The sequence below is a fragment of the Streptomyces sp. YPW6 genome, assembly GCF_018866325.1.
GTDB lineage: Bacteria > Actinomycetota > Actinomycetes > Streptomycetales > Streptomycetaceae > Streptomyces.
Genome location: NZ_CP076457.1, coordinates 1,464,512 through 1,477,843 on the forward strand (window position 1 = coordinate 1,464,512; position 13,332 = coordinate 1,477,843).

Below are 13,332 nucleotides of genomic sequence, written 5' to 3' on the forward strand. Positions count from 1 at the left end.
ACGCACCGCATGAGAGACTGGTCTAGACAACCGTTGATATGTGAAGGGCAGAACCATGGCTGAGCGCCGCGTAAACGTCGGTTGGGCCGAGGGCCTGCACGCCCGCCCCGCTTCCATCTTCGTCCGTGCCGCCACGGCCTCCGGCGTCCCCGTGACGATCGCCAAGGCCGACGGCAACCCGGTGAACGCCGCCTCCATGCTGGCCGTGCTCGGCCTGGGCGCGCAGGGTGGCGAGGAGATCGTGCTCGCGTCCGACGCGGACGACGCCGAGGCCGCCCTGGACCGGCTGGCGAAGCTGGTCGCCGAGGGCCTGGAAGAGCTCCCGGAGACCGTCTGACCCCTCCGCCTCCGGTCCGTCCGGATGCGACCCGCGCGAGAGCCGTGACCTCGTGAAGGGGTCACGGCTCTTTCGCTTTCGGGAAAGAGCCGTTTCTCGAAAATGCGGGCAGCACGAAAGCGCACTTCGGAATTACTCTTCTTTGTATACGGCGCTTCTGTTAATGCCGGACACCCGCCGTGTTTACGCCGTGTTGCGAACTCCTCACCGGAGGAACGGGAGCGGTGCGGCGCGCCGCGAGATCCGGGCGGCGGAGCCGGTGCTCGGCGGTGGAGCGTTCCGCGTGCTGGGCGGTGAGCGCCCTCGCGCGTTCGGCGTCGCCGCGCGCCACGGCGTCCACGATCGCACCGCGCTCGGCCCAGGACTCGACCGGCCTGACCGGCTGCTCGACCAGGTACATCCAGGCGATCTTGTGCCGGAGCTGGGTGAGCAGCGCGATGAGCCCGGGACTGCCTGAGGCCTGGGCGAGGGTCTCGTGGAACCAGCCGCCCAGCGAGCGCAGATCCTCCCCCTCACCCCGGCGGGCCCGCTCCTGGCCCAGCCTGACCAGACCGCGGAGCACCTTGAGGTGGGCCTCGGTGCGGCGGTGGGCGGCGCGGGCCGCCCCCAGCGGCTCCAGGAGCATCCGCACCTCCAGGAGGTCGGCGGCCTCCTGCGCGGTGGGCTCGGCGACACAGGCGCCGGCATGTCTGCGGGTGACCACGAAACCCTCGGACTCCAGTGTGCGCAGCGCCTCGCGGACCGGGACCCGGGAGACCCCGTAGCGGCGGGCCAGCAGCTCCTCGGTGAGGCGGCTGCCGCGCTCGTAGACACCGGAGACGATGTCGTCACGGATTGCCGTGCATACCGAATGCGCGGGAATGCGCATATCCGAACCTCCGCCTTGATCCCCGCGAAACGCGGCCGCCCGACGTCTGTTCCGTGACTCTATGACAATCCGCTGGAATTTCCGATGGCAGGCCGGAATCGAGGGATATCTTCACGCGGGAATGCCCGAAGGCCCCGGGCGGGTGCCGGGGCCTTCGGACGGTGGGTGGCGCGGGGTGGGTCAGACGTTCAGACCGTGGGAGCGCAGGTAGGCGACGGGGTCCATGTCGGAGCCGTAGTCGGGGGTGGTGCGGGCCTCGAAGTGCAGGTGCGGGCCGGTGGAGTTGCCCGTGGAGCCGGAGAGGCCGATCTGCTGGCCGGAGGAGACGCTCTGGCCGACGGAGACGCCGATGGAGGAGAGGTGGCCGTACTGGGTGTAGGTGCCGTCCGCCATCCGGAGCACGATGTTGTTGCCGTACGCACCGCCCCAGCCGGCCTCGACGACGGTACCGGCGCCGACGGCGACGACGGAACTGCCGGACGCGGCCTGGAAGTCCACGCCGGAGTGGCTGCCGGAGGACCAGAGGGAGCCGCCCGCGTTGTAGCCGGTGGTGACGTGGGAGCCGGCGACCGGGAGGTGGAAGGCGTTCAGCCGGGCGCGCTCGGCGGCGCGGGCGGCACGGGCCTTCTCCTCGCGGATCTCCTTGGCGCGGGCTTCGGCCTTGCGCTCGGCCTCGGCCTTCGCCTTGGCCTTGGCGGCCTTCTCGCGGGCCTCGGCGGCGGCCTTGGCCTTGGCCTTGGCGGCCGCGTCGGCCTGCCGCTGCTGGGCGTCGGCCTGTGCGTCGATCTGCTCGGCGAGGGCGGCGTCGAGGGACAGAGCCTGGGTGAGGCCGGTGTCGGCGACCTTGGTGGCCTCGGTGTCCGCGGCGAGGGCCGGGGAGGACAGCGAGCCGAGGACTCCGGTGGTGGCCAGGGCCGCGATGCCTGCGGCCCGGACGCTCCGGCGCGTGAGGCGGCTCGGGGCACGGTGCTTCCCGGTGGCACGGGTGAACGCCATGGAGGGGCTGGTTCCTTTCCTTCCTTCTCGCCTACCGGGTTAGCTGACGGGTTCGGAGCAGGAAGGTCTCCTACGGATGCCCGCGCCGGTTGCGCGGTACGGGCCCCCGATTCACCCCAGGGACTGCGTGGGTCCCCGGCTCCCCAGGCTCGCGCCTGACGGGGACTCGGCGATGACTGCCCGGCGCCGCGGCTGCGGCATACGGGTGACGGACAGCCGGGCCGACGCTAGGCGGGGCGACTTCCCATCACCAAACGGACAAGGGGATTTGTCGCACATCCCACAGGGCAGACAGGCAACCAAGCCAACAAAGAGGACCAAAAGGGACCAAGCGCACCAAAGCTCAGGACCCCGACGAAAACTCTTTCGTCGGGGTCCTGTTCACGGCAGGGGTCGCACAGGTTCACGGCAGGCTTCGCGCGGGTTCACCACCGGGGCCGGGCGGGCTCATCGCCGGGCTCGTCCGGGTCGCCCCCGGACGGCCGTGCGGGGCGGGGAGTCAGCCGGTGACGACGGTCACCTCTCCGATCCCGAGGGCCTTCACCGGCTCGGCGATCTGCGCGGCGTCCCCCACGAGGACCGTGACCAGGCGGTCCACCGGGAAGGCGTTGACCACGGCGGCGGTCGCCTCCACGGTGCCCGTCTCGGCGAGCCGGGCGTAGAGGTGGGCCTGGTAGTCGTCGGGGAGGTGCTGCTCGACCTGATCGGCCAGGGTGCTCGCGACGGAGGCGGCGGTCTCGAACTTCAGCGGGGCGACACCCACCAGGTTCTGCACGGCCGTCTCCCGCTCGGCGTCGGTCAGCCCCTCGGCGGCCAGCGTCCGCAGGACCTTCCAGAGGTCCTCCAGGGCCGGTCCGGTGGACTCCGTGTCCACCGAGCCGCTGATCGCGAGCATCGCCGCGCCGCCCGAGTCCGGGCCGGAGGAGCGCAGCACCTGGCTGAAGGCGCGCACACCGTAGGTGTAGCCCTTCTCCTCGCGCAGCACCCGGTCCAGCCGGGAGGTGAGGGTGCCGCCCAGGCAGTACGTGCCGAGCACCTGAGCGGGCCACACGCGCTCGTGCCGGTCGGCGCCGATGCGACCGATCAGCAGCTGTGTCTGGACCGCGCCGGGGCGGTCCACGACGACGACGCGGCCGGTGTCGTCCGCGGTGATCGGCGGCACCGGCCGGGCCTGGGCGGTGTTGCCGGACCAGTCGCCGAGGGTCTCCGCCAGCAGGGCGTCGAGGTCGATGCCGGTCAGGTCGCCGACGATCACGGCGGTGGCGGTGGACGGGCGGATGTGGGCCTCGAAGAAGGCGCGCACGGCGGCCGCGTCGATCCGCCGGACCGTCTCCTCGGTGCCCAGGCGCGGGCGGGACATCCGGGCGGTGGCCGGGAACAGCTCCTTGGAGAGCTGCTTGGCGGCGCGCCGGGAAGGGTTGGCGTGCTCGTGCGGGATCTCGTCGAGGCGGTTGCCCACCAGGCGCTCGATCTCGCTCTCCGCGAAGGCGGGAGCCCGCAGCGCCTCGGCGACCAGGCCGAGCGCCTTGGCCAGCCGGGAGGCCGGGACCTCCAGGGAGACCCGGAGGCCGGGGTGGTCGGCGTGCGCGTCGAGCGTGGCTCCGCAGCGCTCCAGCTCGGCGGCGAACTCCTCGGCGCTGTGCTTGTCGGTGCCCTCGGAGAGTGCCCGCGACATGATCGTGGCCACGCCGTCCAGGCCCTCGGGCTCGGCCTCCAGCGGCGCGTCGAGGAAGATCTCCACGGCGACGACCTGCTGGCCGGGGCGGTGGCAGCGCAGCACGGTCAGCCCGTTGGGCAGAGTGCCCCGCTCGGGCGCCGGGAAGGCCCAGGGGCGGGCCGTGCCGGGGGTGGGCTGCGGGTGGAACTCCATGGCTACTCCAGTCACGGCGGCGTCGCTCACTTGGCCGCCCCCTCGTGCGCGTCGGTGCCTTCTTCGCCCTCGGCGGCCTCGTCGGCCGGCTCGATGGGCTCGTAGACCAGCACGGCCCGGTTGTCGGGACGCAGGGCCGCGGCGGCCGCCGCGCGCACCTCCTCCGCGGTGACGTCCAGGACGCGGCCCACGGCGGTCAGGGCCAGCTGCGGGTCGCCGAACAGGACGGCGTAGCGGCACAGTTCGTCGGCGCGCCCGGCGACGGTGCCGAGCCGGTCGAGCCATTCGCGCTCCAACTGCGCCTGGGCCCGCTCCATTTCCCCGGGCGTGGGACCTTCGGCGGCGAACCGGGCCAGCTCCTCGTCGACGGCGGCCTCGATCGTCTCCACCTCGACGCCGCCGGAGGTCTTGACGTCCAGCCAGCCCAGCGAGGGAGCCCCGGCGAGCCGCAGCAGGCCGAAGCCCGCCGCCACGGCCGTACGGTCGCGCCGGACCAGGCGGTTGTGCAGCCGGGAGGACTCGCCGCCGCCCAGCACGGTCAGCGCCAGGTCCGCGGCGTCGCAGGCGCGGGTGCCGTCGTGCGGGAGCCGGTAGGCGGCCATCAGGGCGCGCGCCGGAACCTCCTCGTGGACCACTTCGCGCAGCTGCTCACCGATGATCTCGGGCAGTGTCCCGTCGCGCGGCGGCTGCTTGCCGTCGTGGGAGGGGATCGAACCGAAGTACCTCTCGATCCAGGCGAGGGTCTGCTCGGGATCGATGTCGCCGACCACGGAGAGCACCGCGTTGTTGGGCGCGTAGTACGTACGGAAGAACGCGCGGGCGTCCTCCAGCGTGGCCGCGTCCAGGTCGGCCATGGAGCCGATCGGGGTGTGGTGGTAGGGGTGGCCCTCGGGGTAGGAGAGGGCGGTCAGCTTCTCGAACGCGGTGCCGTAGGGCACGTTGTCGTAACGCTGGCGGCGCTCGTTCTTGACGACGTCGCGCTGGTTCTCCATGGATTCCTCGTCGAGCGCGGCGAGGAGGGAGCCCATCCGGTCGGCTTCGAGCCACAGGGCGAGCTCCACCTGGTGGGTGGGCATGGTCTCGAAGTAGTTGGTCCGCTCGAAGCTGGTCGTGCCGTTGAGCGAGCCGCCGGCCCCCTGGACGAGCTCGAAGTGGCCGTTCCCCTGGACCTGGCCCGAGCCCTGGAACATCAGGTGCTCGAAGAGGTGAGCCAGGCCGGTGCGTCCCTTGACCTCGTGGCGCGAGCCGACGTCGTACCAGAGGCAGACCGCGGCGACCGGGGTCAGATGGTCCTCGGAGAGCACCACACGCAGGCCGTTGGCCAGGCGGTGCTCGGTCGCTGTCAAGCCGCCGGAACCGGCCTGTGCGGTGGCCGTGTGACCCATGGGCATGTACGTCCCTTCGATCGCGATACTGGACTTCCTGCCAGACCTGCCACTCTAAGCAAGCGCACCGGCACCTGGCGAAGTTCCCGTTCGGTGGAAGTTTCCGTCGATGGTGTCGCACGTGCCGGCGCGGGCGCGCCGACCGCGCGGCTTCGGACGGGGCCTCGGACCGGCTTCGGACCGGGCTTCGGACGGGTCGAGGTCGGCGTTGTCAGTGGGGCGGTCCACAATGGACCGCGTCAGCAGCTCGTGTTGTCCCGAACAAGCTCAGGTCGCCCGAACAGAATCCGTGAAGGAGTCGCAGCCGCGATGGCCCGCCGTAGCACGAAGACCCCGCCGCCGGACGACTTCGAGGAGAAGATCCTCGACATCGACGTCGTCGACGAAATGCAGGGCTCCTTCCTCGAGTACGCGTACTCGGTGATCTACTCCAGGGCCCTGCCCGACGCCCGCGACGGCATGAAGCCGGTGCACCGCCGGATCGTGTCCCAGATGAACGAGATGGGACTGCGCCCGGACCGCGGCTACGTGAAGTGCGCCCGCGTCGTCGGCGAGGTCATGGGCAAGCTGCACCCGCACGGTGACGCCTCGATCTACGACGCCCTGGTCCGTATGGCGCAGCCGTTCTCGATGCGTCTTCCCCTGGTCGACGGCCACGGCAACTTCGGCTCCCTCGGCAATGACGACCCGCCGGCCGCCATGCGGTACACCGAGTGCCGGATGGCCGACGCCACGTCGTTGATGACCGAGGCGATCGACGAGGACACCGTCGACTTCCAGTCGAACTACGACGGCCAGGAGCGCGAGCCGGTCGTCCTGCCGGCCGCCTACCCCAATCTGCTGGTCAACGGGGTCTCCGGGATCGCCGTGGGCATGGCCACCAACATGCCCCCGCACAACCTGGGCGAGGTCATCGCCGCCGCCCGGCATCTGATCAAGCACCCGGGCGCGGACGTCGAGACGCTGATGCGCTTCGTCCCGGGCCCCGACCTGCCCACCGGCGGCCGCATCGTCGGGCTGACCGGCATCAAGGACGCGTACACGGCGGGCCGCGGCTCGTTCAAGATCCGCGCCACCGTCTCCGTGGAGAACGTGACCGCCCGCCGCAAGGGCCTCGTCGTCACCGAACTGCCCTTCACCGTCGGCCCGGAGAAGGTGATCTCCAAGATCAAGGACCTGGTCTCGGCGAAGAAGCTCCAGGGCATCGCCGACGTCAAGGACCTCACCGACCGGGCGCACGGGCTGCGCCTCGTCATCGAGGTGAAGAACGGCTTCGTGCCGGAAGCGGTGCTGGAGCAGCTCTACAAGCTGACGCCGATGGAGGAGTCGTTCGGCATCAACAACGTGGCGCTGGTCGACGGCCAGCCGCTCACCCTGGGCCTCAAGGAACTGCTGGAGGTCTATCTCGACCACCGCTTCGAGGTCGTGCGCCGGCGCAGCGAGTTCCGCCGCACCAAGCGGCGCGACCGGCTGCATCTGGTCGAGGGCCTGATCGTCGCGCTCCTCGACATCGACGAGGTCATCCGGATCATCCGGGACAGCGACAACTCCGCGCAGGCGAAGGAGCGCCTGATGGAGCGCTTCTCGCTGAGCGAGATCCAGACGCAGTACATCCTGGACACCCCGCTGCGCCGCCTCACCCGGTTCGACCGGATCGAGCTGGAAGGCGAGCGCGACAAGCTGAACGGCGAGATCGAGGCGCTGACCGCGATCCTGGAGTCGGACGCGGAGCTGCGCAAGCTGGTCTCCTCGGAGCTGGCCGCCGTGGCGAAGAAGTTCGGCACGGCCCGGCGCACGGTGCTGCTGGAGTCGGCCGGTGCGCAGATCGCGTCCGTACCGCTGGAGGTGGCGGACGACCCCTGCCGGGTGCTGCTCTCCTCGACCGGCCTGCTGGCCCGCACGGCGAACGCGGAGCCGGTCGAGATCTCCGAGGACGCCCGGCGGACCAAGCACGACGTGATCGTGTCGGCGGTCGCGGCGACGGCCCGCGGCGATGTCGGGGCGGTCACCTCGACCGGTCGGCTGCTGCGGCTCTCGGTGATCGACCTGCCGCAGCTGCCGGACACGCACGCGGAGCCGAATCTCTCCGGCGGGGCGCAGATCTCCGAGTTCCTCACGCTGGAGGCGGACGAGGAGCTGATCTGCCTCACGACCCTCGGCGAGGACTCTCCGGGGCTCGCGATCGGCACGCTCCAGGGCGTGGTGAAGCGTGTGGTGCCGGACTACCCGTCCAACAAGGACGAGTTGGAGGTCATCACCCTCAAGGACGGTGACCGCATCGTGGGCGCGAGCGAGCTGCGGACGGGCGAGGAGGACCTGGTGTTCATCACCTCCGACGCCCAGTTGCTCCGCTATCCGGCCGCTTCGGTGCGTCCGCAGGGCCGTCCCGCCGGGGGCATGGCGGGCGTGAAGCTGGCGGCCGGGGCCGAGGTGCTGTCGTTCACGGCGGTGGACCCGGCGGCCGACGCGGTCGTGTTCACGGTGGCCGGATCGCACGGCACGCTGGACGATTCGGTGCTGACGTCCAAGCTCACCCCGTTCGACCAGTATCCGCGCAAGGGCCGGGCGACCGGCGGGGTGCGCTGCCAGCGGTTCCTGAAGGGCGAGGACGTCCTGGTGTTCGCCTGGGCGGGCCCCACCCCGGCCCGGGCCGCCCAGAAGAACGGCACGCCGGCGAAGCTGCCGGAGCCGGACCCGAGGCGGGACGGTTCGGGCACGCCGCTGCTCGAGACGGTGGCCGTGATCGCGGGACCGCCGCTGTACTGACCGCTGCCGTACGGAAGACGCCGTCCGTGTACGGCGGGTCCGTGCCGTCCCTGTACGGCGGGTCCGTGCCGTACGCGGACGGCACGGACCGTTCGCGCGGGACGAGGAGCGGCCGGGCGGGCGTCACACCTCCGCGGCCGCTTCCCGCGGGTCGGCGTCCGTGTCCCCGTCGAGGGCGGGCTCCGGTACGTAGCGGAGCACGCCCCACATGGCGCGTTCGATGTCCGGGGCGTCGGGACCCGGCTCCGCGCGGCAGGCGGCCAGCCCCTCGTGCAGCGCGTCGGCGTCGATGCCCGCGCCGATCATGACGAGCTGGGTGAGGCGCTGTTCGCCGCGCGCCCACGGCCGGGGGGCGAAGCGCAGGAAGCGGCCGACCGCGTGCAGCGCGTAGATGTTGTCCCGGTCCCCCGCGCCGAAGTCGACGAACCCCTTGATCCGGTAGAGCCCGTCGGGCCGGGAGTCGAGGAAGGCCATGAAGCGGCGCGGATCCATCGGCAGATCGGCAGTGAAGTCGACGCTCTCGTAGGCCGCGTGGAGATGACCGGAGTGCCCGTCGCACTCCTCGTGCTCGTCGCACTCCTCCTGGCGCAGCAGGTCCTCGAAGCTCAGCTGACCCGCCATCTCCTCGTGGTCCGGCCGCAGCGCGGCGTCGAAGAGCAGCTCGGGATCGATCCGGCCGTGCTCGGCGGAGATCACGGCCGCGGGGCCGCTCAGCTCCGCGACCGTCGCCAGCAGCCGCTCCCGCTCGGCCTCCCCGACCCGGTCGGTCTTGTTCAGGACGACGAGGTCGGCGACGGCCAGATGGCGGTCGAGCTCGGGGTGCCGCTGCCGGGTGGCGTCGAACTCCGCCGCGTCGACGACCTCGACGAGCCCCCCGTACAGGATGTGCGGGTTGTCGCTGGCCAGCAGCATGCGGACGAGTTCCTGGGGTTCGGCCAGTCCGCTCGCCTCGATGACGATCACGTCCAGCCGGGCGGACGGCCGGGTCAGGGTCTCCAGGAAGGTGTCGAGCTCGCTCGCGTCCACGGCGCAGCACAGGCAGCCGTTGCCCAGTGAGACCGTCGAGCCGACCTGGCCCGAGACGGTCATGGCGTCGATCTCGATGGCGCCGAAGTCGTTGACGATCACGCCGATCCGGGTGCCCGCCCGGTTGCGGAGCAGATGGTTCAGGAGCGTGGTCTTGCCGGAGCCGAGGAAGCCCGCCAGGACGACGACCGGGATCTGCGGGGTACGGGGCGAGGTCAACGGGAGCCTTCCTGGGAACGTCGTCAGGGTGCCGGGACCGGCTGCGGCGGGGGTGCGCCGACGTAGCGGGCCGCCGGGCGGATGATCTTCGAGTCCTCCGCCTGCTCCAGGATATTGGCGCTCCAGCCGATCACCCGCGCCGCGCAGAAGGTGGGGGTGAACATCGCGCGCGGCAGCCCGCACAGCTCCATGACGACTCCGGCGTAGAACTCCACGTTGGTGTGCAGCTCCCGGCCCGGCTTGAGTTCGGCGAGGATCGCCTCGACCTGGGTCTCCACCTCGACGGCGAAGTCGACGAGGGGACCGCCGAAGCCCTGCGCGATCGACTTGAGCATGCGGGAGCGCGGGTCCTCCGTGCGGTAGACGGGGTGGCCGAACCCCATGATGCGGCGACCGGAGAGGACCTGTTCGCGGATCCAGCCGTCGATCCGGTCGGGGGTGCCGATGGCGTCCAGGGTGTCCAGGGCCCGGCTGGGTGCTCCGCCGTGCAGCGGTCCGGACAGCGCGCCGACCGCCGCCACCAGGCAGGCGGCGAGATCGGCTCCGGTGGAGGCGACGACCCGGGCGGTGAAGGTGGAGGCGTTGAAACCGTGGTCGACGGTCGAGACGAGGTACTGCTCGACCGCCCTGACCTGATCGGGCCCGGGTTCCGAACCGGTCAGCATGTACAGGTAGTTCGCGGCGTGCGGCAGGTCCGTGCGGGGTGCGACCGGCTCCAGCCCCTGACCGAGGCGATGGAGGGCGGTCAGGATCGTCGGGACGGCCGCGCAGGCGGCGAGCGCGTCCTCGCGGCGGCGCCCGGCGCCGATGTCGTACACCGGGCGGAAGCCGGCCGATGCGCCGAGCAGGGAGAGGGCGGTGCGCAGTCCCGCGAGGGGCCCCGAGACGGCGCTCGCGCGGGCGATGGCGGGCAGGGCCTCGGTCACGTCGGCGGGAAGCGCGCGCAGGCTCGCCGTGCGGGCCGCGAAGTCGGCGGCCGCGGCCCGGTCGGGCAGTTCCCCGTGGAACATCAGGTACCACACGTCCTCGAAGCCGCGGGTTCGCGCCAGCTCGATCGCCGAGTACTGGCGGTAGTGGTAGAAGCCTTCGCGGCCGCGGACGTCTCCGAGGGCGGTGTCGGTGACGACGACCCCGGCGAGGCCACGGGGGACGTCGGGGGCGACGGGGGTGGTGGTCATGGCTGCTCTCTCCTCCGTGCATGCAACATTGATTCGACTGTCCATGCTTGACGGAAGATCTGTCAATATTGATTGAATCAATATATGAGCGAGGTGGATACGGTGGTTGCCATGACGGATCAACCAGAGCCCGAGCCCGATCGGCGCGACGCACCCCGGCTCACCACCCGGCAGGCGGCCGAGCTGCTGGGCGTGAAGGCGGAGACGGTGTACGCCTACGTCAGCCGGGGCCAGCTCAGCAGCGTCCGGGCCGCCGGGGGGCGGGGCAGCACGTTCGACGCCGAGGAGGTCCGGGCGCTGGCGCGGCGTTCGGGGCGCCGGGACCCGGCCCCGGCCGGAGGCGACCTGGTCTTCCGGACCGCCATCACGCTCATCGAGGGCGACCGCTGCTACTTCCGCGGGGTCGATGCGACGGAGCTGGCCCGGCAGTACGGCTACGAGGAGGTCGCCGAGTGGTTGTGGACGGGTGAGCCGCGCCCCGGTGCCCGGTTCTCCGCACCCGCCGGGACCCTCGCGGCGGCCCGCAGGGCGGTCGAGGCGCTGCCAGCGCACAGCGGTTCCACGGACCGGCTGCGGGTGGCGGTGACGGCCGCAGCGGCCACGGATCCACTGCGGTTCGACCTGTCGCCGGAGGCGGTGCTGAACAGCGCACGGGGGCTGATCCCGACGCTGGTCGGCGCGTTGCCCGTGCTGGGCGGTCCGGCGGCAGACGGGGGTCCGCTGGCGGCGGAGCTGTGGTCACGGCTCACCCCGGAGCCCGCCGACGCCCCCTCCCTCGCCGTGCTGGACGCGGCCCTGGCACTGCTGGTCGACCACGACCTGGCGGCCTCCACCCTGGCCGCGCGGGTCGCCGCCTCCGCGCGGGCCCACCCGTACGCGGTGGTCTCGGCGGGCCTCGGCGTACTGGAGGGGCCGCTCCACGGGGCGGCGAGCGGCCTGACGCACCGGCTGCTCCGGGAAGCGGTGGACCGGGGCAGCGCGGTCCCCGTCGTCGCCGACCATCTGCGGACCGGGCGGCGGGTACCCGGCCTCGGCCACCGGCTGTACCGGGGCGAGGACCCCCGGGCGACGGTCCTCTTCGAGCTGCTGGCGGACGTGCCGCAGGCGGCCGAGGCGCTGGCGGCCGCCCGTGAGGTGGTGGACACGACGGCGCGGCACGCCCCGCTGCACGCCAACATCGACCTGGCCCTGGCCGCCTTGTCGGTCTCCCGGGGGATGGCGGCGGACGCGGGCGAGACCGTGTTCGCGGTGTCCCGTACGGCGGGCTGGATCGCCCACGCGCTGGAGGAGTACGGGGAGCGCCCGCTCCGCATCCGGCCGAGCGGGCAGTACAGCGGGCCCCGGCCCCCGCAGCCGCTCCCCTGACCAGGTCTCCGACCCGCCGGAGCCCCCGCGTCCGGACCAAGGGCCTTCCGAGGACGCGGATCAGCTACGGATCACCGGGAACTCGCGCGCGGGGGCTGGGCGGTGGACCCCCGCACCACCAGCTCCGGCTCGAAGAGCAGCTCGTCCGAGGGCACGGCCCGCCCGCCGATCTGCACCGAGAGCAGTTCCACGGCGGCGCGCCCCATGGCCTCGATGGGCTGGCGGACCGTGGTGAGGGGCGGCTCGGTGCAGTTCATGAAGGCCGAGTCGTCGTAGCCGACGACCGAGACGTCGTCGGGCACCGAGAGCCCCCGGCGACGGACCGCGCGCACGGCGCCCAGCGCGAGCGGGTCACTGGCGCAGATGATGCCCGTGACTCCGCGCTCCAACAGCCGCGTCGCGGCGGCCTGCCCGCCCTCCAGCGAGAACATGGCCCGCGCCACCCGCTCGTCGGGGATGCTCGTGCCGGTCTCCTCGGCCAGCACCCGGGCGGCGGCGAGCTTGCGCTGGGAGGGCACGTGGTCGGACGGCCCGAGGACGAGGCCGATGCGCTCGTGGCCGAGCGAGACCAGGTGGCGCCAGGCCTGCTCGACGGCGACGGAGTCGTCGCAGGAGACGCCGGGGAAGCCGAGGTGCTCGATGGCCGCGTTGATCAGCACGACGGGGATCTTGCGGTCGGCGAGCACCTTGTAGTGGTCGTGCGGGGCGTCGGCCTGGTGATAGAGACCGCCCGCGAAGACCACCCCGGAGACCTGCTGCTGGAGGAGCAGCTCGACGTAGTCGGCCTCGGAGACGCCGCCCTTGGTCTGGGTGCAGAGCACCGGCGTCAGCCCCTGCTGGGCGAGCGCGCCGCCGACCACTTCGGCGAAGGCCGGGAAGATCGGGTTCTGCAGCTCGGGAAGGACGAGACCGACCAGCCGGGCCCGTTCGCCGCGCAGCTGGGTCGGGCGCTCGTAGCCGAGGACGTCCAGCGCGGAGAGAACGGCCTGCCTGGTGGCGTCGGAGACGCCCGGCTTGCCGTTCAGCACCCGGCTGACCGTCGCCTCGCTGACTCCCACCTTCTGGGCCACTTGAGCAAGTCGTCGCGTCATGAGCGCAAGATTAGCGCAAGAAACGCAAGCAGATTGCGTTGATGGTGAAGTGCTCGAGCCGGTCGGGGAGGCACCGCTGAAACGCTCACAGACACGACGGCCGGAGGCAAGGGCCGCGCGGGGCAGGCGCCCCGCACTTTCCGGCCGGTGCGCGCAACGGGCAGCCCCCGGGCCGTGCGGGCACACGGCCCGGGACCGGGCGACGGGATTTCCGCCCCGGCTGCCCGGCCC

The 13,332-nt window shown here is 72.0% G+C and carries 10 protein-coding genes and 1 riboswitch; of the genes, 3 read left to right on the top strand and 7 right to left on the bottom strand.

From position 1 onward, the window contains the following. The first annotated feature begins 55 nt into the window (after positions 1 to 55). On the top strand, positions 56 to 337 hold the full coding sequence (locus tag KME66_RS06400) for an HPr family phosphocarrier protein (RefSeq protein ID WP_007449776.1): 282 nt from the start codon (positions 56 to 58) through the stop codon (positions 335 to 337). Positions 338 to 497: 160 nt separating this feature from the next. Here the strand turns inward: KME66_RS06400 and KME66_RS06405 are convergent, their stop codons facing one another. From KME66_RS06405 to KME66_RS06420, 4 genes are all read right to left on the bottom strand, one after another. Continuing rightward, positions 498 to 1,205 carry a GntR family transcriptional regulator gene (locus tag KME66_RS06405; protein WP_216319964.1) on the bottom strand — a complete coding sequence of 236 codons (708 nt, stop codon included), beginning with the start codon at positions 1,203 to 1,205 and terminating at the stop codon, positions 498 to 500. Positions 1,206 to 1,385: 180 nt separating this feature from the next. Beyond that, positions 1,386 to 2,201, bottom strand: coding sequence for a M23 family metallopeptidase (locus KME66_RS06410; RefSeq protein WP_216319968.1), 816 nt, complete (start codon positions 2,199 to 2,201; stop codon positions 1,386 to 1,388). A 14-nt stretch (positions 2,202 to 2,215) separates the two neighbouring features. Beyond that, positions 2,216 to 2,383, bottom strand: a riboswitch (cyclic di-AMP (ydaO/yuaA leader). A 317-nt stretch (positions 2,384 to 2,700) separates the two neighbouring features. Beyond that, positions 2,701 to 4,071, bottom strand: a complete 1,371-nt coding sequence (locus KME66_RS06415) for a pitrilysin family protein (protein WP_216329119.1) — start codon at positions 4,069 to 4,071, stop codon at positions 2,701 to 2,703. Between the two features lie 26 nt (positions 4,072 to 4,097). Beyond that, positions 4,098 to 5,462 (bottom strand): pitrilysin family protein, encoded by a 1,365-nt coding sequence (locus KME66_RS06420; protein WP_216319971.1) that lies wholly within the window; start codon positions 5,460 to 5,462, stop codon positions 4,098 to 4,100. A gap of 303 nt (positions 5,463 to 5,765) precedes the next feature. On the opposite strand from KME66_RS06420, the gene KME66_RS06425 reads away from it, so the two are divergent. Then, on the top strand, positions 5,766 to 8,222 hold the full coding sequence (locus tag KME66_RS06425) for a DNA topoisomerase (ATP-hydrolyzing) subunit A (protein WP_216319974.1): 2,457 nt from the start codon (positions 5,766 to 5,768) through the stop codon (positions 8,220 to 8,222). 123 nt (positions 8,223 to 8,345) lie between these two features. Here the strand turns inward: KME66_RS06425 and KME66_RS06430 are convergent, their stop codons facing one another. Both KME66_RS06430 and KME66_RS06435 read right to left on the bottom strand, forming a co-directional pair. Then, positions 8,346 to 9,467, bottom strand: coding sequence for a GTP-binding protein (locus KME66_RS06430; RefSeq protein WP_216319978.1), 1,122 nt, complete (start codon positions 9,465 to 9,467; stop codon positions 8,346 to 8,348). A 23-nt stretch (positions 9,468 to 9,490) separates the two neighbouring features. Further along, positions 9,491 to 10,645: a citrate synthase/methylcitrate synthase gene (locus KME66_RS06435; protein WP_216319981.1), complete on the bottom strand. Its 1,155-nt coding sequence runs from the start codon at positions 10,643 to 10,645 to the stop codon at positions 9,491 to 9,493. A gap of 111 nt (positions 10,646 to 10,756) precedes the next feature. On the opposite strand from KME66_RS06435, the gene KME66_RS06440 reads away from it, so the two are divergent. Next, positions 10,757 to 12,010, top strand: coding sequence for a citrate synthase (locus KME66_RS06440; RefSeq protein WP_216319983.1), 1,254 nt, complete (start codon positions 10,757 to 10,759; stop codon positions 12,008 to 12,010). A 71-nt stretch (positions 12,011 to 12,081) separates the two neighbouring features. Here KME66_RS06440 and KME66_RS06445 read toward each other — a convergent pair whose 3' ends face one another. After that, positions 12,082 to 13,101: a LacI family DNA-binding transcriptional regulator gene (locus KME66_RS06445; protein WP_073220522.1), complete on the bottom strand. Its 1,020-nt coding sequence runs from the start codon at positions 13,099 to 13,101 to the stop codon at positions 12,082 to 12,084. Positions 13,102 to 13,332: the final 231 nt, after the last annotated feature.